The sequence below is a fragment of the Amycolatopsis sp. NPDC004368 genome, from assembly GCF_053602515.1.
Genome location: NZ_JBSGDT010000002.1, coordinates 93,859 through 111,432 on the forward strand (window position 1 = coordinate 93,859; position 17,574 = coordinate 111,432).

Genomic DNA, 17,574 nt, shown 5'->3' on the forward strand with positions numbered 1-17,574 from the left:
GGTTGGCTAGGTTGGGATCATGTCCGACACCACCGAAGAGACGCCCGAGAAGCCGGCCACGCCGCCCGAGCCCGTCGACGACCTGGTCACCACCCACCACACCCTCACGGTCAAACGGCGCAAACTCGCCTACACCGCGCAGGCCGGGCGTGTCGTGCTGCGCCAGGAAGTGGTCAAGGACGGCAAGTCGGAGGGCCACAAACCCAAGGCCGAGGTGTTCCTCACCGCCTACACCCTCGACGACGCCGAGCCGGGCTCGCGCCCCGTCACCTTCGCGTTCAACGGCGGCCCCGGCTCGTCGAGCATCTGGCTGCACATGGGCCTGCTCGGCCCGCGGCGGGTGCTCTCGGGTGACGTCGACGACCTGGTCGCACCGCCGTACGGCCTCGAGGACAACACCGAGTCCCTGCTGCAGCACAGCGACCTGGTGTTCATCGACCCCGTGTCCACGGGCTACTCGCGGGTGACCGACGGCGGCGAGTCGAAGGACTACACGGGTTTCCAGGGCGACCTCGATTCGGTCGCCGAGATCATCCGGCTGTGGATCTCGCGCAACGAGCGCTGGCTGTCGCCGAAGTTCCTCGCCGGCGAGTCGTACGGCACGCTGCGCGCCGCCGCGCTGGCCGGGCACCTGCAGGACCGCTACGGCCTGTACCTCAACGGCCTGCTGCTGATCTCGTCAGTGCTCGACATGGGCACGCTGCGCTTCCACGAGGGCAACGACCTGCCGTACTCGCTGTTCGTGCCCACCTACGCCGCCATCGCCCACTACCACGGCTTCCACGGCGACCGCCCCCTCGACGACGTGCTGGCCGACGCCGAGGACTTCGCCTCGAAGGAGCTGCCCTGGGCCCTCGCCCGCGGCGCCCGTCTGTCCACTCAGGACCGCACCGAGGCCGTGGCCACCCTGGCTTCCCTGACGGGCCTGTCGGAATCGTATGTGGACCGGGTCAACCTCCGCATCGAACACGTCCGCTTCTTCACGGAGCTCCTGCGCGACCGCGGCCTCGTCGTCGGCCGCATGGACGGCCGCTTCACCACCTGGGAGGTCGACGGCGGCCGCGAACACATGAGCGACGACGCCTCCATCTCCCGCATCATCGGCGCCTACGCGGCCGGCTTCAACCACTACGTCCGCGCCGAGCTCGGCTACCAGAACGACCTGCCGTACGAAATCCTGTCCGGCGAGGTGTTCAAGGCCTGGTCCTACAAGGACTTCGAGGGCCGCTTCGTGTCCGTCGTGGACTCCGTGAGCGCCGCGATGCGCGCCAACCCGCACCTCAAGGTCCACGTCGCCTTCGGCCACTACGACGGCGCCACGGCCTACTTCGCGTCCGAGCACGTCCTCGCGCACCTCCAGATCCCGGACGAACTGCGCGAGAACATCGACACGGCGTACTACCCGGCGGGGCACATGATGTACGTGCACGAACCGACGCGGGTCCAGCAGTCGAAGGACCTGGGCAAGTTCGTGAAGGAGGCTTCGAACCGGTAGTCGTCGCGGGCTTCCGGCTCAAAGGACGAGGTCGGCCAACCGGTCGACCTCGTCCACCTCCGCGACGGTCGGGGTGAAGGTCAGTTCGTTCAGACCCGCCGACTCGAACTCCCGCACGATGGCCTTGATGCGGTCCGGCGTGCGGACGGCGCCCTCGGCGATGGTGGTGGCGTGGGAGCCCGCGTAGGCGTAGTAGGAGCGCAGGTAGGCGTCGCCGAGGTCGGCGGCGGTGGTGGAGAAGTAGGCCAGGCCCAGCAACCGCGGCTCGCCGGTGCGGCCGGCCTGGGTCCAGGCCTCCCGGATCTCCTTCACGGTCGGCTCGGCGCGCGCCGGGCCACCGCCCGCGCCCGTCCAGCCGGCGGCGTGCTCGACGGTCCGGCGAACAGCGCGTTTGCTGTGGCCACCGATCAGGAGCGGGATGCCGGGGAGGTCACCGACCACCGGCCGCTGCTCGCCCTCGAAGTCACCGGCCTCCACCGGTTCACCCTGCCACGCCCGCCTCAGGTAGCTCAGCTGCCGATCGAATGCGGCGCCCCGGCCGGCGAAGTCCAGGCCCACCGGCAGGTAGTCGGACTCCCGCGCGCCAACGCCGAGCCCGAGGGTCAACCGCCCGCCCGAGAGCGCGGCCACGGTTCCGGCCACCTTCGCCAGCACCGCATCCGGGTAGGTCGGGCCCAGCACCGCGTTGGTCAGCAACCCGATCTCGTCGGTCGCTCCCGCCACGCCGGCGAGCGCGGTCAACGAATCCCACGACGGGTACGCAACGCGGCCGATCGTGGAGACGAACGCGAACCCGCGCTCCTCAGCGCGACGCGCCCACTCGAGCAGCACCCGAGCATCAGTGCCAGGAATCGTGTTGGGAATACCGATGCCGATACGCATGCCGCCAGTGTGCAGCCACCCACCAACCCCCGCAGCGCAGCCACACCACGGCTACCGCAACGAACCACCCCGCGGAAACCGCCGGCCGACCGCACGAAAACCGCCGGCCAAGGACCCGACCGGACCAGGACCCAAACCCCTCCCTGCCCCCCGATCCGAAGCCTCCCTACGGCCGCCGACCCCTTGTCAAGGTCCTCTTTCCCGCCTTGGCAAGGGGTCGGCGGCCGTTAGCACAATCGAGCTTCGGGGGGGCTAGCCCAACGCGACTCGCCCCGCGAGGCCAACGACTACATCAGAAGCCAACAACTACTTCAGAAATTGCTTCCCCTGCGTGACAGCCGCATACGCATCCACAGCCCCGTGCCCGTAAAACCCGTTGAACGCCGCATTCCCCTGGCAAGTGGCTGTGAACGAAGCATCCCGGCCCTCGTCCAGGTAATCCACCGTCCGCGGCACCGGGCACGCGATCGGCGAAGCCGTCCCTTCGATCACCCGCTGCACGGCGTCCGGGTCGAGACCAAAACCGGACCCCGACTTCTTCCCGTACTCCGACACGATCAACGCCGCCACACCGGTCGCGTGCGGCGTGGCCATCGAGGTCCCCTGCAGCCACTGGTAGTACCCGACCCGGCCGTCCGGCGCGACAGCTTTCTGCACGCCCAGCCCGACCCCGGCCGGAGTCACGTTCCCGGCCGCGTCGATGTTGCCCTCGGCCACACCCACGTTCCGCGGGTACGCCGAAAGGATCTCGTTCTCCACCGTCTGGAACCACGGCGTGCCGAAGCCGTCGCGGTAGTACCCGCCCGGTGCCGAGACCGAGATCTGCTCGGTGCCGTAGTTGGAGTAGTCCGCCTTCGCCTGCGACGGACCGAAAGCACCGACCCCGATCGTGTGCGGGCCCTCCGTCGGCATCGTCAGGCAGGACGCGTTGTCGATCTGGCGCGGGTGCGCCGCCGCGCTCGGGTAGTCCGGGCTGGTGGCGTCGGGCAGCGGCGCCCCGAGGTCGGTGTGCTCATTGCCGAGCGCGACGACCATCGTCACGCCCTTGCGGTGCGCGTAGTTCAACGCCCGCGTCGTCGCCTCGATGACGGTGCGCTGCTCGGCCTGCTCCTCGGCGGAGTCAGCCGGGTTGGCACGGCAGTTGTAGAGCCAGGGATCCGTGTAGAAGCTCATGTTCACGACGTCGATGCCCGCGTCGCCGGCATACGTCAGCGCGTCGACGGTCGGCTGCAGGAAGAAGAAGCCCGAGTCCTGGCCGGCGCGGATGTTCACCAGCGAGACACCGGGCGCGACACCGGAGACGCCGAACCCGTTGGCCGCCGCGCCGATCGTGCCGGCGACGTGGGTGCCGTGGCCGTTGTCGTCGTGGTCCACCGGGTCAACGCAGCCGCGGTATTCGCACGGGCCGTCCACCACGGTGCCGTTCACGTCCGCCACGATGTCGCGCGTGAAGTTCCGCGAGTCGGCCCGGTCGAAGTTCGGCGCGATGTCCGGGTGGCTCGCGTCGACGCCGGTGTCGATGATGCCGACCTTCACCCGCTTGTCCCCGGGCTGCACGGAACGCGCGAGATCCGAACGCGTCGACTTCAAGCCCCACAGCTGGTCGTCGAGCGGGTCCGTACCAACCCCGCGATGCGGAGCAGCAGAAGCACGACGGCCCTCCTTCTCGACCACGTTCGGCTTCACCTTCTTGCCACCCCGCGGCGCCGACCCGATCGACTTCGCCCGAGCGGCCCCGAACACCGCGCCACTGGCGGAAACCCGCGAGACGAAACCCGAAGCCGGCGCCGTGGCCGTGATCAGCCCGACGGCGGTGTTCGTGGCGACGACCGTTCCCCCGGCCGCACGCACCGCGTCGGCCGCGGCGCCGACGTCCGAACGCGCCAGCACGGTGAACTCCGCCACCGGGCCGGACACCCCCGCCGACGCGACCGGAACGGAGAACGCCGCGCCGAGCAGGGGTACCGCCAAAACGGCGAAAAGCAGTCTGGGTCTCTTCACTGGTCCTCCTCCAGAGCGAAAACCGACAGTGCAACGTACATACCGGACACACGTTGCAGCAATCGCCGGGAGGAGAAACCCGACTAAAGTGCTAGTCGTTGCCAATCCGACCACAGTCACGGCCGAATGACTTCGCAGCAACGGTTACGTGCCGCGAGGGGCTGGGCCACTTTTGGCCGGAGTGGCAAGGTCAGGGAACCACGGACTTGGCCTCCGCGAAGTGGCACGCCGAGAGGTGCCCGTCGGTGCGCGGCTGCAGCTGCGGCACCTCCGTGGCGCAGATGTCCTGCGCCTTCCAGCACCGCGTGCGGAACCGGCAGCCCGACGGCGGATCGAGCGGGCTCGGCACGTCACCCTCGAGCCGGATGACCTGCCGCTGCCCGCGCACCTCCGGGTCCGCCACCGGCACGGCCGAGAGCAGCGCCTGCGTGTACGGGTGCGAGGGCCGTTCGTAGATCTCGTCCTCGGTCCCGATCTCCACGATCTTGCCGAGGTACATCACGGCCACGCGCGTGGACAAGTGCCGCACCACCGACAGGTCGTGGGCGATGAACACGTACGACAGGCCGAACTCGGTCTGCAGGTCGCCGAGCAGGTTCATCACCTGCGCCTGGATCGACACGTCCAAAGCGGACACCGGCTCGTCGCAGATGATCACCTTGGGCCGCAACGCCAGCGCCCGCGCTATGCCGATGCGCTGGCGCTGCCCGCCCGAGAACTGGTGCGGGTAGCGGTTGATGTGCTCGGGGTTGAGCCCCACCACCTCCAGCAGCTCCTGCACCTTCTTCGCGCGCGAGCCCTTCGGCGCGACCTCGGTGTGGATCTCGAACGGCTCGCCGACGATGTCGCCCACCGTCATGCGCGGGTTCAGCGACGTGTACGGGTCCTGCAGCACGATCTGGATCTCGCGCCGCATCCGCCGCAGCTCGCCGCCGCGCAGCTTGAAGATGTCGCGGCCCTCGAACGTCGCGGTGCCGGCCGTCGGCTCCTCCAGGCGCATCAGCACCTGCGCGAGCGTCGACTTGCCGCAGCCCGATTCGCCCACCACACCGAGCGTCTCGCCCGGCTGGAGGTCGAACGAGACGCCGTCGACCGCCTTGACGTGGCCCACGGTCCGCTTGAACAACACACCCTGGCGCACCGGGAAGTGCTTCACGAGCTCCTGCACGCTGAGAATCGGCTCAGGCACGGCTTTCCACCACCTCATCGGCGAAGTGACACGCACTGACCCGGCCGAACCCGAGGCTGTGCAACGGCGGCCGTTCCTCCGAACAGCGCTGCTCCGCCCGCTTGCACCGCGGGTGGAACGGGCAGCCCGGCGGGATGTCGAGCAGGCTCGGCGGCAGGCCCTTGATGGTCTCGAGCGTCTGTCCCTTGAGGTCCAGGCGCGGCAACGAGTCCATCAGCGCCGCCGTGTACGGGTGCCCGGGCGAGGAGAACAGCTCGTGCACGTCGGCCTGCTCCACGATCCGGCCCGCGTACATCACGGCGATCCGGTCGGCGACCTCCGCCACCACACCGAGGTCGTGCGTGATGAGCACGAGACCCATCTGGCGTTCGCGCTGGATCTCGCCCAGCAGGTCCATGATCTGCGCCTGCACGGTCACGTCGAGCGCCGTGGTGGGCTCGTCGGCGATCAGCAGCACCGGATCGAGCGCCAGCGACATCGCGATCATCGCGCGCTGGCGCATGCCGCCCGAGAACTGGTGCGGGTAGTCCTTCACGCGCCGGGCGGCGGCCGGGATGCGCACCAGGTCCAGCAGTTCGACCGCGCGCTTGTGGGCGTCCTTCTTGGACAGTCCCTGGCGGACCCGCAGCTGCTCGGCGATCTGGAACCCCACGGTGAACACGGGGTTGAGGGCCGAGAGGGCGTCCTGGAAGATCATCGCGATCTCGGTGCCCCGCAGCTCGCGGCGCCGCTCGGGCGTGGCCGTGAGCAGATCCTCGCCGCGGTAGCGGATCGAGCCGCCGGTGATCACGCCGGGCGGCATGTCGAGGATGCCCATGATGGTCTGCGCGGTCACGCTCTTGCCCGAGCCCGATTCGCCCAGCACCGCAAGGGTTTCCCCGGCGTGCACGGAGTAGCTCACGCCGTTGAGCACGTTGGCCACGCCGTCGGCCGTGCGGAACTCCACGCGCAGGTCTTCGACCTCGAGCAGCAGTTCGTTCTGTGTATCGGTCATCGGCCGCTACCTCGACTTCGGGTCGAGCGCGTCGCGGATCCCGTCACCGAGCATCACGAACGCGAGCACGGTGAGGGTGACGAACGCACCGGGGAACAGGAGCATGTGCGGGTCGGCCCGGAAGTAGTCGCGGGAGTCGCTGATCATCACACCCCACGAGATCACGGGCGGGCGCACGCCGATGCCGAGGTAGGCGAGCGTCGCCTCCGCGCCGATGGCCGCGCCGAGCGCGATGGTGGCGTAGACCAGCACTGGCGCGAGTGTGTTGGGCAGCAGGTGCCGGAACACGATGCGCGGCGTGCTGGCGCCGAGCGCGCGGGCGGCCTTCACGTAGTCGAGCTGCTTGGCCACGAGCGTCGCCGAACGCATGATGCGCATGGCCACCGGCCAGGTCAGCACCGCGATGGAACAGACCACCTGCACGATGATCGTCACCTGCCCCGGGTTCGAGCCGGGCGCGTTGAACGTGGTGAGGATGACGATCGCGCCGAGCACGAACGGCAGGCCGGCGAAGATGTCGCCCAGGCGCGAAAGCACGCTGTCGATCAGGCGGCCGTAGTAGCCGGCGACGATGCCGACGAGCGAGCCGAACACCACCGTGAGGATCGTGGCGAACACCCCGACCAGCAGCGACGCGCGGGTGCCGTAGATCGTGCGGGCGTAGACGTCGTAACCCTGGTTGTCGTAGCCGAACCAGGCTTCGGACGACGGCGGCTGGTTGGCCTTCGTCAGGTCGCTGAACCCGGCTTCGCGGTGGGAGAACACGCTGGGGAACAGCGCGATGAGCACGACCAGCAGGATGATCACCGCGGAGATCACGAACACCGGCTTGCGGCGCAGCTGGCGCCAGGCGTCACCCCACAGGCTGCGGGGCTTTTTCGTCTCGGTCGCGGAATCGTCGATGCGCGAGAGCTCCGCCGCGTCGACGGCCCCGCCTCCGACGAGGTTCGGGTCAGTCATAACGGATCCTCGGGTCGAGAACGGCGTAGAGCAGGTCCACGATCAAGCTCATCAGCAGGTACACCAGCACGAGCAGCACCACGACGCCCACCACGGTGGCGCTCTCGCGGTTCTGGATGCCGCGGAAGATGAGCCCGCCCAGGCCGTTGATGTTGAACACGCCCTCGGTCACGATCGCGCCGCCCATCAGGGCGCCGAGGTCGGTGCCGAGGAACGTCAGCACCGGGATCACCGAGTTGCGCAGCAGGTGCACGCCGACCACGCGGCTGTTGGGCTGGCCCTTCGCGATGGCCGTGCGGATGTAGTCGGCGTGGCGGTTCTCCGCGATCGACGTTCTCGTGAGCCGGGCGACGTACGCCATCGAGAGGCTGCCCAGCGCGATGCCGGGCACGATCAGCTCACCGAAGCCCGGGTCGTCCGACACGCTCGTGTCGATGATGCCGAGCTCCGTGCCGAGCACGAGCTGCAGCACGATCGCCGTGACGAACACCGGGAGCGAAATCAGGAACGTGGTCGAGACCAGCACCAGGTTGTCGAGGAAACCCTTGCCGCGCAAGCCGGTCAGCACGCCCGCGGTCAGGCCGATCACGGCCTCGATGAGCACCGCGACGAGCGCCAGGCGCAGCGTGATCGGGTAGGAGTTGGCGATGAGCTCGCCGACGGAGGTGCCGTTGAAGGTCTCGCCCCAGTCGCCGGTGAACAGGCTGCCGAGGTACTTGAAGTACTGGACGATCAGGTTGTCGTTCAGGTGGAACTTCTCGGTCATCAGGTCGACGTAAGCCTGGGGGCAGGCCGTCTGACCGCATTTGCCGGAGAAGGGATCACCCGGGACGGCCCACACCAGCGTGTAGATCAGGAAGGTCGTTCCGAAGAACACCGGGATCAGCTGGAGCAGGCGTCGCAGGACGTAGCGAATCATGCGTCAGTTCCTAGGAGTGCGCGCCGGGCGCGCCGCGGACCGTCCTCGCGGGACGGTCCGCGGCTGCCGTGGTGGTGGGACGTGGTTTTCAGCGCGTCACTTGGTGACCTCGACCGACGAGTAGTCGGCGCGGCGGCGGAAGTCGAGCGTCACGGCCTTGGTGTGCTTGGACTTCGCGGCAACACCCTTCTCGTCCCACACCGGGATCGAGGGCAGGTCCTTGGCGATGGCGTCCTCGGCCTGCTGGTAGATCTTGATCGCGGCGTCCTTGTCCGGCGTGGAGTCGGCCTGCTCGAGGAGCTGGTCGACGGCCGGGTTGGTGTACACCGAGTCGTTGGACGAAGCACCCGTGCGGTAGATCGGGTTCAGGAAGTCCTCGATCGACGGGTAGTCCGCGGACCAGTCGCTGCGGCCCATGCCGGTGAGCTTGTGGCCGGTCACGATGCTGCGCCACTGGCCGAAGTCCGTGGCCGGCACGAAGTCGCACTCGACGCCGAGCACGTTCTTGATGCTGTTGCACGCGGCCACCAGCGGCTCCTTGCGGCCACCGTCGGCGTTGGAGGCGATGGTGAGCTTGCCCTTGAAGCCCGAGGCCGCGAACGCCGCCTTGGCCGCGGCCGGGTCGAACTTGCAGAACTGGCACACGCCGGGGCGGTAGCCCTCGATGCCCTGCGAGACGTAACCGTCGGCCGGCACGTAGGTGTCGTTCATGACGGTCTTGGTGATCTGCGCGCGGTCGATCGCCATGGAGATGGCCTTGCGCAGGTTGAGGTTGTCGTAACCCTGCACGTAGTACGGGATCGCGATGGTGCTGATGCCGAGCAGGTGACCGGTGACCAGGTTGTCCTTGAGGTCGGTCTTGTACTTGCCGCCGGCCAGGGCACTCGGCGGCAGGGTCTCGATGAAGTCGAGCTTGTTGCTCAGCAGGTCCTGGTACGCGGTTTCCTGGCTCGCGTAGATCTTGATGTCCAGGTCCTTGAACTTGACCTTGTCCTGGCCCTTGTAGTCGTCGTTGCGCGTGAGCTTGATGTCGACGTTGGGCGTGCGGCTCACGAACTTCATCGGGCCGTTGCCGATGGGGTGCGCCGCGAAGGCCTTGGGGTCTTTGAAGAACACGTCGGGCAGCGGCGCGAAGGCCGTGTAGCCGATCTTGGTCGAGAAGACCGAGAACGGCGCCTTCAGCGTCGCGGTGAACTCGTAGTCGCCCTTGACGACCAGGCCGGACATCTTGTCCGTGGTCGGCTTGGCGTTCTCGTCGGCCGGGTGCACGTCGTCGTAACCCTGGATGTTCTCGAAGAACGTGCTGTTGATCTGGCCGTTGGGCGAGTAGGCGCCGTAGTTCCAGGCGTCGACGAAGTTCTTCGCCTTGACCTCGGTGCCGTCGTGGAACTTCCAGCCCTGCTTGATCTTGATGTCGAAGACCTTCGAGTCGGTCGTGGTGATCGACTCGGCCATCTGGTTGTAGGGCTGCGCGTTGTCACCCTTGAACGCCACCAGCTCCGCGAACATCGCGTCGACGGCCTTCGAGCCACCCAGCTCGTTGGTGTTCGTGGGGATCAGCGTGTTCTGCGGCTCGGTGCCGTAGACGGTGAAGGTCCCGTTGGGATCCACCTCACCGGACGACCCGCTACTGCTGGAGCCACCACCACACGCGGCCAGGACCAATGACAAGGTTGTCACCACCGCGGCGGCTCCCCAGAGCCTGCGTGAACGCCGCATGTTTCCCCTCCATCTCATGTTCCGAAAAGTGAGATGGAGGTTATCGGGCTATTGGCGGTTTGTAACCAGATCACTCGGTTGCAAATGAGTGACAACCTTGTCGCTCACCCGGGCAGAGCACGACCAAGGTCTTGTTGATCACTCTCGGTGCCTGCGCTGCTCCGCTCAGGCGAGGGAAAGCGCAATGCCGTCGAGGATGTCGTGCTCACTCACGACCAGCTGGTCCGGACCACCGAGTTTCGCGAGCTGCTCGGCGAGCACCTGCACGATCACCGCACCACCGCCGATCACGTCCACCCTGCCCGGATGGATCACGGGGTTGGCCGCGCGGGTGGCGCGGTCGGCCGCCAGCAGGCTCGTCGCGAGGCGGTCGATCTCGGCGTGGGAGAGCTTCGAGAGGTGGGTGCGCTCGGAGTCGTACTCGGGCAGCTCCTGGGCGACCGCTGACAACGTGGTCACCGTGCCGGCGACCCCGATCCAGGTCTTCGCCTTGGCCACGTCGACGACGTCGAACGCCTCTTGCAGGATCGTCTCGGCGGTGGTTTTCGCCCGGCCGATCTCTTCCCCGGTGGGCGGATCCTGCGTGAGATCGCGCTCGGTGATGCGCACGCAGCCGATGTCCACGGACTTGGCCGCGAGCACCTCGGCGCGCTGCCCGTCCCACGTGCCCAGGACCAGCTCGGTCGAGCCGCCGCCGACGTCGACGACCAGGAACGGCCCGTCATCGGGATCCTGCTCGCCCACGGCGCCGGCGAAGGAGAGACGGGCTTCCTCGTCGCCGCTGATCACTTCGGCCTCGACGCCGAGCGTCTCGCGGGTCATCGCGAAGAACTCGTCGCGGTTGCTGGCGTCCCGCGTGGCGGACGTGGCGACCATACGGACCTTCTCGACGCCCTTGCGCCGCGCGGCGATCGTGTAGTCGGCCAACGCTGCGCGCGTGCGCTCCAGCGCTTCCGGCGCGAGGCGGCCGGTGGCGTCGACGCCTTGGCCGAGCCGCACGATGCGCATCTCGCGGTGCAGGTCGCGCAGGTCCACCGTGCCGTCGTGGCGCGGGGTCAGCTCGGCGACGAGCAGGCGGATGGAGTTGGTCCCACAGTCGATCGCGGCTACACGAGGCATGGCGTCGACCTTACTGGGTCGAGGTCAGGAGCTCGGGGAGTTGCCGGTGGTGGTCGGCGTCGACGTGTCCGGGCTGTCGGGCGGCGTCGAGCTCTGCCCGCCACACGGCGGGAGGCTCGTGGTGGTGGTTGGACTCGTGCTTGGGCTTTCCGGCGTGGTCTCGGGCGTACTGCTGCCGGTCGAGACGCAGGTCGGCGTGGTGCTGGTCGTCGTCTCCGTCGTGCCGGTGTTGCCCGTACTGCTCACCGGCGGCAACGACGACTGCGGCGGCCCGCTCGGAGTCGTGGTCGTACCCGACACCGGCGGCGGTGGCACGGCCGGCGGCTGCGGGTTCGGGTTCGCGTTGGGCGCGCCCACCGGAATCTGGCTGTCCGGCAGCGGCGCGACTCCGTTGCGGTAGGCCTCGGCCCAGAGGATGACGGTGTTCACGTACACGTCGGAGTTGTTGTAGCGGTAGATCGCCGTGCGCAGCTGGTCGGGGTTCGCGACGTCCAGGCCGCCGGAGCACAGGTAGCGCGCCGTGGCGAGCGAGGCGTCGAACAGGTTCTCCGGGTCGGCTTTGCCGTCGCCGTTGCCGTCGGAGGCGTACTCGCGCCAGGTCGCCGGGATGAACTGGGCCGGCCCCACGGCGCGGTCCCAGACCGTGTCCTGGTCCAGCAGGCCGCCGTCGGTGTCAGGGATCGCCGCGAACGGCCCGGTCCCGTTCAGCTGCGGCCCGAGGATCGGCTCCAGCGCCGTGCCCGCCGCGTCGACGTATCCACCGCGCGCGTGGTTCGACTCGATCCGCCCGATGCTCGCTACCAGCGCCCAGTCGATGTTGCAGTTGGGCTGCTCGCGCCCGAGGACGTCCGCCGCGTTCTTGTACGCCGCCAGCGCCGTCGTCGGAATGCCCAACGGACCGCTCGGAAGCTCGAACGCCGGCAACGGCAGGGGAACGGGCGCCTCGGGCAAGCTGCCGTCCACGGCGACCTGCTCGATCTGCGGGTTCTGCGGGTCGTACCCCTGCTCGAGCGCGACGTCCTTCGTGTGGGTCGTCGGCAGCCCCGCCGTCCACTCCCCGATCGCCGCAACCCCCACGACGGCCGGCACGACGGCCAGAACCCCGACGGTGATCGACACGACGGTGCGGTGGCGGGCAGTGAGGGTGTGGGTGCGGTAGCGGGCTTTGCGGGTGGCGAGGTGGAGGGCGCGGGGGGTGCGCGGGGTGCGGAATCTCCGGGTGGGCGGTGGCTGGGTGAGCCGGGGAGCTTCGGCTTCGGCTTCGGCTTCGGCTTCGGCTTCGGCTTCGGCTTCGGCTTCGGCTTCGGCTTCGGCTTCGGCTTCGGGCTGACTCAACACGGCCGCCTCGGCGGCGTCGACGTCGGGGCGCTCGGCCTCGATCGCGGCAGCGTCGCTCAGCTCACCGTCGTCCGGCTCGGCACCAGCCCCAGTCCCAGCCGCGGCCACACCTGCTTCTTCGGCGCCAGCACCTTCAGCAGTGATCTCCACCTCAACGTCCGCGCTCGAGGCGTCCGCGCCGTCTGGGCGACCGTCGGCTTCGCTCGAAGGTCCGTCCCCAGGGCCATCGGCGTGGGGTCCATTGCGGAGCTTCCGGGCGATGTGCCCGAGTCCGCGTGGCGCCCGCATCGTCCGAACCCTCCTCGGGGTCACCCGGTGGTGAGCCCGATCGTTGCCTACGTCGTGTGAAGATTCCGTACTCAGCTTGGCGGCGGGTCACCCTTTCGGGAACCCACAGATGCAGTAACTGCCCGCCCGTCCGGACTATCTGCACACGAGAGCGCAGCGTTACCCCTCAGCCGCGGCGCACTCGCCCGAGGGCCAGCCCTGGGTCTGGAGCCAGGCGAGCGTCTCGTCTCCGAAGGGGTTGACGCCCGGCCCGGCGGCCAGCGTGTGGGCGAGGTGGACGTGCAGGCACTTCACCCGCCCCGGCATGCCGCCGGCGGTGACCTGGGTGCCGAGGGACTCGATGGCGTCGCGTTCGGCCAGGTAGGTGTCGTGCGTGCGCTGGTACGCCGCCGCGAGCTCGGGGTCGGTTTCGAGCCGCGCGGTCATCTCCTTCATCACGCCGGACGCCTCCAGCGTGCCGACCAGCGACGTGAGCCGCGGGCACGTCAAGTAGTACAGCGTGGGGAACGGCGTGCCGTTCTCCAGCCGCGGGCTCGTCTGCACCACCGACGGATGCCCGCTCGGACACCGCGCCGCCACGGCCCGCAACGCCCGCGGCGGCCGCCCGAGCTGCTCCGCGATGATCTCCCGGTCGGCCTCGGTGACCGGCTCGAAGCGGGGGGTTTCCGTGCTGCTGTCGGTGGTGTTCACGCCCCCAGGCTAATGCCGCCGACGCCCGGCCCCTCGGCCACCTCCGCCGGAACCCCCGAGTTATCCACAACTCGCCTCCCCTGTGGACAACTCGCCTCCCGACGGCCTCGCCGCCTCTTTGTGTCGCCCCCGGCCGAGACCATGGGATGGGGACGCCCCCAAGGGACGGGGCTGTTCGTCCGCCCAAGCCCCACAGCCTCAGCCGTCAATCCACCGACAACACAAAAAACAGAAACCCCAGAAACCGGGTTCCCCTCATCCCCTGAAGCTCCTCCGGAAACAGTTCCCAGGCCTCCGGTGCCACCGGTGGCTCACTGATCACCCGGATCCGAAAGCCCGCCTCCGTGAACGCGTCCGTCATCGCGTGCAGCGGACGTTCCCAGAAGCGCAGCTCCGCGGTCCCGCCGCCCAGGTTCCAGGTCTCCGTGCGCGATGAAATCGAGAAGTAGTGCGGATTTTCCCCCGCTTCGCGTTGCATGAGGGTGATCGCGAACGGATGGTCCACGGACACGAGCAGCCGCCCGCCCGGGCGCAGAACCCGGCGGAACTCCGCCAACGTCGGCCCCCAGTCCTCCAGGTAGTGCAGCACCAAAGAAGCCACGACGTCGTCGAATGAACCGTCCGCGAACGGCAGCGGGTCGGCCAGATCGACAACGCGCAGGTCCACCGAGGAACCCAGCCGAAGCCGGGCCTGTTCCAGCATCCCGGCGCTCGCGTCGATGCCGGTCACGGTGGCGCCGCGGTCGCGCAACGCGGCCGACAACGGCCCCGAACCACAACCGGCGTCGAGGATCGACCGGCCGGCGACGTCACCTGCCAGCTCCAGCATCGCGGGGCGCTCGTAATAGGCGTTCATGAGGCTGGCCTCGTTCTCGGCCGTGCACCCCGGGGCGATGGTGTCGTAGTCCGAAGTCATGCACCCCACCATGCCCAAAAAACGGCGGAGCGCCCACAAGAACGAGCGCCCCGCCGAAGGAAAATCAACCGCCTGAAACCGAATCCCACAGTTTCTCGTACCAAGATCCCTGCGGAACCGCCGCTGGGTTCGCCGCGGGAGGTGGTGCGGAGGGCTGGTCCTCCGGCAGCTGCACGATGTACGGCGTCTCGCCCGGCTTCACGTACCGCAGGCGCCGGCGGGCTTCCGCCTCGATCTGCGCCGGGTCACTCAGCTGGGCCTTGCGGTCGCGCAGGGCGTCGACTTGCTCTTGCAGCTGGGCCTGCTGCGCTTGCTGCTCACGCACTTCCGACCGCTGGCTGAGGTACGTCCGCAGCGGCACCGCCACCGTGAACGCCAGCGCGCACACCACGATCGCCACCACGGCCGCGCGCCTGGTGGTCGACATGCCGAGCACCTTCGCCGCGCCCGACGCCCGCTTCGCCGCCAGGCCACGGCGCAGCCGGGCCCGAGTCGTCTCCGCGGAGGTCACCTCCGACGTGCGCCGCCGCGCCGACGCGGGGCGGCGGGCCCGGGTGGACCCGCCTCCCTCGGCGCGCCGGGTCCGCGTGGACCCCGCGCCGGTAGCGCCGCGGCGGCTGCGCGCCCTCCCCCGGTCGGCCATGGAACCCTCAGGCCTCCGCGGTGAACCGCGGGAACGCGAGGTCGCCGGCGTAGCGCGCGGCGTCCGCCAGCGTCTCCTCGATGCGCAGGAGCTGGTTGTACTTCGCGATCCGCTCGCCGCGCGCCGGGGCGCCCGTCTTGATCTGGCCGACGCCGGTGGCGACGGCGAGGTCCGCGATGAACGTGTCCTCGGTTTCGCCCGAACGGTGGCTCATCATCGACTTGTAGCCGTACGACGTGGCCAGCGACACCGCGTCCAGCGTCTCCGACAGGGTGCCGATCTGGTTGACCTTCACCAGCAGCGCGTTGGCGGCGCGGCGGGTGATGCCCTCCTCGAGGCGGTCCGGGTTGGTGACGAACAGGTCGTCGCCCACGAGCTGGACCTTGTCGCCGACCTCGGCGGTCAGCTGGACCCAACCGTCCCAGTCGTCCTCGCTCAGCGGGTCCTCGATCGACACGAGCGGGTAGTCGCGCAGCAGTTCGGCGTAGTAGGCCGACATCTGCTCGGCGCTGCGCTTGCTGCCCTCGAACGTGTAGGCGCCGTCGGCGAAGAACTCGGTGGCGGCGACGTCGAGCGCGAGCGCGACATCGCGGCCCGGCGCGTAGCCGGCCTTCTCCATGGCCTGAAGGATCAGGTCGAGCGCCTCGCGGTTGTTCGACAGGCTCGGCGCGAAACCGCCCTCGTCGCCCAGGCCGGTGGACAGGCCGCGGCCCTTCAGCACGCCCTTGAGCGCGTGGTAGACCTCGGTGCCCCAGCGCAGCGCCTCGCGGAACGACTCGGCGCCGATCGGCGCGATCATGAACTCCTGGATGTCCACATCGGTGTCGGCGTGGGCGCCACCGTTGAGGATGTTGAGCATCGGCACGGGCAGCACGTGCGCGTTCGGCCCGCCCAGGTAGCGGAAGAGCTCCAGCTCGGCCGACTCGGCGGCGGCCTTCGCGACGGCGAGGGAGACACCGAGGATCGCGTTGGCGCCCAGGCGCGACTTCGCCGGCGTGCCGTCGAGGTCCACGAGCTTCTGGTCGACGATCCGCTGGTCCACGGCCTCGACACCGATCAGGTCCGGGCCGATCTCGTCGAGCACCGCGGCGACGGCGCGCTCCACGCCCTTGCCGTTGTACCGGCCTGTGTCCCCGTCACGCAGCTCGACGGCTTCGTGCTCGCCGGTGGACGCACCCGACGGGACCGCGGCCCGCGCCAGCGTGCCGTCGTCGAGAGCCACCTCCACCTCGACGGTCGGGTTGCCGCGCGAGTCCAGAATTTCGCGCGCGCCTACCTGCTCGATGAGAGCCACGCCATGCTCCTCAGTGGGTCGTGCCTGCGGTGACGCCGCCCAGAGTAGCCGTCCGCGGCTTTCACCCGTTGGAGGCACGGCCGTTCCGCTCAGTGCCCGTCCGGGTCCTCCGGGCGCACTTCACGCCACCCGGACGGCAGCTCGACGGTCTCCGAGGTCTGCTCCCAGAACGTCCAGCTGTTGCCCCCGGGGTCCGCCACCGTGAACACCCGCGCGCCGTACGGCTGATCCTGCGGCGGCTCCGGCTCGGCGTCCTCGCCCAGCGCCGAGCGCACGCGGTCGTACTGCGCGTCGACGTCGGTCACGTAGATGATGTTGAGCTGCCCGACCGGTCCCTCGACACCCTTGGCCGCCCAGTATTCGGGACCCACGCCCGCGAGCTGCACCGTTCCGGTGCCCGCGCACAGCGTCGCCTGGAAGACCTCGCCCGACGCGTCTTCGAAGCGCACTTCTTCTCTGAAGCCGAAGACCCTGGTCAGCCACTCCAGCGCCGCCGTCGCGTCGGTGTAGTAGAGGTAGGGCGCCAGACCCAGGTAGCCGGGTTCCTGTCCGCTGCTCATGGCGAGACAGTCCACCACGACCTGTTCGTCGTCTCGTGTCAGCCCCTCGGTAGCGGTATCGTGGGAGTGACCATGACGGACGCCGCAGCAGCACCAGAGCCCACCGGCGAAGACCGTTTCCGGGCCTTCCGCCAGGCCGAGGATCTGGTCGAACGCCACCGCCCGCTCGACGCGCTCAAAGCCCTTCAACCCCTCCTCGACGACGACCGGCCGAGCGTGCAACTGCTGCTCGGGCGCGCGTACTTCCATTCGGCGCAACTGCGCCGGGCCGAGCGCGCCTTCACCCGAGTCCTCGAGCTGGATCCGACGGACCACTACGCGCGCTTCGTCCTCGGACGGACCCTCCAGCGCCTCGGCCGGTTGGCCGAGGCGCTGGCGCAACTGCGCATGGCTTCCGCGATGAACCCGGTGCCGGAGTACCTGGAGGCGATCGCGGAGGTCAGGGCGAGGATCACGCTGCAGGACCGGTGACGCCGCTCGGCCTTTTGGCCGGTGACGGCTCTCTCGGCCTGACCCATCGGCCCCGGCACCCGGCCGGTCGGCTGATCCGACGGACCCCTGTTCCGA

Annotated in this window: 16 protein-coding genes; 2 read left to right on the plus strand and 14 right to left on the minus strand. The window is 69.1% G+C overall.

The features are described 5' to 3' along the window. Positions 1 to 19: 19 nt before the first annotated feature. A complete protein-coding gene (locus tag ACWEOE_RS03950; RefSeq protein ID WP_452003594.1) occupies positions 20 to 1,495 on the plus strand; it encodes a S10 family peptidase in 1,476 nt (491 codons plus the stop codon). An 18-nt stretch (positions 1,496 to 1,513) separates the two neighbouring features. Here ACWEOE_RS03950 and ACWEOE_RS03955 read toward each other — a convergent pair whose 3' ends face one another. The 14 genes from ACWEOE_RS03955 to ACWEOE_RS04020 form a co-directional block, all read right to left on the minus strand. Continuing rightward, complete coding sequence (locus ACWEOE_RS03955; RefSeq protein WP_452003596.1) at positions 1,514 to 2,377, minus strand: LLM class flavin-dependent oxidoreductase; 864 nt, start codon at positions 2,375 to 2,377, stop codon at positions 1,514 to 1,516. A gap of 306 nt (positions 2,378 to 2,683) precedes the next feature. Further along, a complete protein-coding gene (locus ACWEOE_RS03960) occupies positions 2,684 to 4,378 on the minus strand; it encodes a S8 family serine peptidase (RefSeq protein WP_452003597.1) in 1,695 nt (564 codons plus the stop codon). Positions 4,379 to 4,568: 190 nt separating this feature from the next. After that, on the minus strand, positions 4,569 to 5,567 hold the full coding sequence (locus tag ACWEOE_RS03965) for an ABC transporter ATP-binding protein (RefSeq protein ID WP_452003600.1): 999 nt from the start codon (positions 5,565 to 5,567) through the stop codon (positions 4,569 to 4,571). Then, positions 5,560 to 6,561 carry an ABC transporter ATP-binding protein gene (locus tag ACWEOE_RS03970; RefSeq protein ID WP_452003602.1) on the minus strand — a complete coding sequence of 334 codons (1,002 nt, stop codon included), beginning with the start codon at positions 6,559 to 6,561 and terminating at the stop codon, positions 5,560 to 5,562. The genes ACWEOE_RS03965 and ACWEOE_RS03970 overlap by 8 nt, the downstream gene beginning before the upstream one ends. Before the next feature lie 6 nt (positions 6,562 to 6,567). Next, positions 6,568 to 7,521: an ABC transporter permease gene (locus tag ACWEOE_RS03975; RefSeq protein ID WP_452003604.1), complete on the minus strand. Its 954-nt coding sequence runs from the start codon at positions 7,519 to 7,521 to the stop codon at positions 6,568 to 6,570. Further along, the gene (locus ACWEOE_RS03980) at positions 7,514 to 8,440 is read right to left on the minus strand and encodes an ABC transporter permease (protein ID WP_452003606.1); all 927 of its coding nucleotides are present in this window, start codon (positions 8,438 to 8,440) and stop codon (positions 7,514 to 7,516) included. The genes ACWEOE_RS03975 and ACWEOE_RS03980 overlap by 8 nt, the downstream gene beginning before the upstream one ends. A 96-nt stretch (positions 8,441 to 8,536) precedes the next feature. Then, positions 8,537 to 10,159, minus strand: coding sequence for a peptide ABC transporter substrate-binding protein (locus ACWEOE_RS03985; RefSeq protein ID WP_452003609.1), 1,623 nt, complete (start codon positions 10,157 to 10,159; stop codon positions 8,537 to 8,539). A gap of 165 nt (positions 10,160 to 10,324) precedes the next feature. Next, positions 10,325 to 11,278: a Ppx/GppA phosphatase family protein gene (locus tag ACWEOE_RS03990; protein WP_452003611.1), complete on the minus strand. Its 954-nt coding sequence runs from the start codon at positions 11,276 to 11,278 to the stop codon at positions 10,325 to 10,327. A gap of 24 nt (positions 11,279 to 11,302) precedes the next feature. Then, the gene (locus tag ACWEOE_RS03995; protein WP_452004537.1) at positions 11,303 to 12,397 is read right to left on the minus strand and encodes a lytic transglycosylase domain-containing protein; all 1,095 of its coding nucleotides are present in this window, start codon (positions 12,395 to 12,397) and stop codon (positions 11,303 to 11,305) included. Positions 12,398 to 13,063: 666 nt separating this feature from the next. Beyond that, a complete protein-coding gene (locus ACWEOE_RS04000) occupies positions 13,064 to 13,594 on the minus strand; it encodes a DUF501 domain-containing protein (protein ID WP_452003614.1) in 531 nt (176 codons plus the stop codon). A gap of 205 nt (positions 13,595 to 13,799) precedes the next feature. After that, positions 13,800 to 14,510: a class I SAM-dependent methyltransferase gene (locus ACWEOE_RS04005; RefSeq protein ID WP_452004540.1), complete on the minus strand. Its 711-nt coding sequence runs from the start codon at positions 14,508 to 14,510 to the stop codon at positions 13,800 to 13,802. 64 nt (positions 14,511 to 14,574) lie between these two features. Beyond that, the gene (locus ACWEOE_RS04010; protein WP_452003616.1) at positions 14,575 to 14,937 is read right to left on the minus strand and encodes an FtsB family cell division protein; all 363 of its coding nucleotides are present in this window, start codon (positions 14,935 to 14,937) and stop codon (positions 14,575 to 14,577) included. 223 nt (positions 14,938 to 15,160) lie between these two features. After that, complete coding sequence (eno, locus tag ACWEOE_RS04015) at positions 15,161 to 16,447, minus strand: phosphopyruvate hydratase (RefSeq protein WP_452003619.1); 1,287 nt, start codon at positions 16,445 to 16,447, stop codon at positions 15,161 to 15,163. A gap of 89 nt (positions 16,448 to 16,536) precedes the next feature. Further along, entirely contained in the window at positions 16,537 to 17,007 is a 471-nt protein-coding gene (locus tag ACWEOE_RS04020; RefSeq protein ID WP_452003621.1) for a VOC family protein, read from the minus strand. 72 nt (positions 17,008 to 17,079) lie between these two features. On the opposite strand from ACWEOE_RS04020, the gene ACWEOE_RS04025 reads away from it, so the two are divergent. Then, positions 17,080 to 17,478 carry a tetratricopeptide repeat protein gene (locus tag ACWEOE_RS04025; protein ID WP_452003623.1) on the plus strand — a complete coding sequence of 133 codons (399 nt, stop codon included), beginning with the start codon at positions 17,080 to 17,082 and terminating at the stop codon, positions 17,476 to 17,478. Positions 17,479 to 17,574 lie beyond the last annotated feature (96 nt).

Bases quoted from the DNA above. Each gene is read 5' to 3' on its own strand.
- ACWEOE_RS03985 (WP_452003609.1), bottom strand. From the start codon at position 10,159: ATGCGGCGTTCACGCAGGCTCTGGGGAGCCGCCGCGGTGGTGACAACC.
- ACWEOE_RS04020 (WP_452003621.1), bottom strand. From the start codon at position 17,007: ATGAGCAGCGGACAGGAACCCGGCTACCTGGGTCTGGCGCCCTACCTC.
- ACWEOE_RS03955 (WP_452003596.1), bottom strand. From the start codon at position 2,377: ATGCGTATCGGCATCGGTATTCCCAACACGATTCCTGGCACTGATGCT.
- ACWEOE_RS03950 (WP_452003594.1), top strand. From the start codon at position 20: ATGTCCGACACCACCGAAGAGACGCCCGAGAAGCCGGCCACGCCGCCC.
- ACWEOE_RS04010 (WP_452003616.1), bottom strand. From the start codon at position 14,937: ATGTCGACCACCAGGCGCGCGGCCGTGGTGGCGATCGTGGTGTGCGCG.
- ACWEOE_RS04025 (WP_452003623.1), top strand. From the start codon at position 17,080: ATGACGGACGCCGCAGCAGCACCAGAGCCCACCGGCGAAGACCGTTTC.
- ACWEOE_RS04005 (WP_452004540.1), bottom strand. From the start codon at position 14,510: ATGACTTCGGACTACGACACCATCGCCCCGGGGTGCACGGCCGAGAAC.
- ACWEOE_RS03990 (WP_452003611.1), bottom strand. From the start codon at position 11,278: ATGCCTCGTGTAGCCGCGATCGACTGTGGGACCAACTCCATCCGCCTG.
- ACWEOE_RS03975 (WP_452003604.1), bottom strand. From the start codon at position 7,521: ATGACTGACCCGAACCTCGTCGGAGGCGGGGCCGTCGACGCGGCGGAG.
- ACWEOE_RS03970 (WP_452003602.1), bottom strand. From the start codon at position 6,561: ATGACCGATACACAGAACGAACTGCTGCTCGAGGTCGAAGACCTGCGC.
- ACWEOE_RS03980 (WP_452003606.1), bottom strand. From the start codon at position 8,440: ATGATTCGCTACGTCCTGCGACGCCTGCTCCAGCTGATCCCGGTGTTC.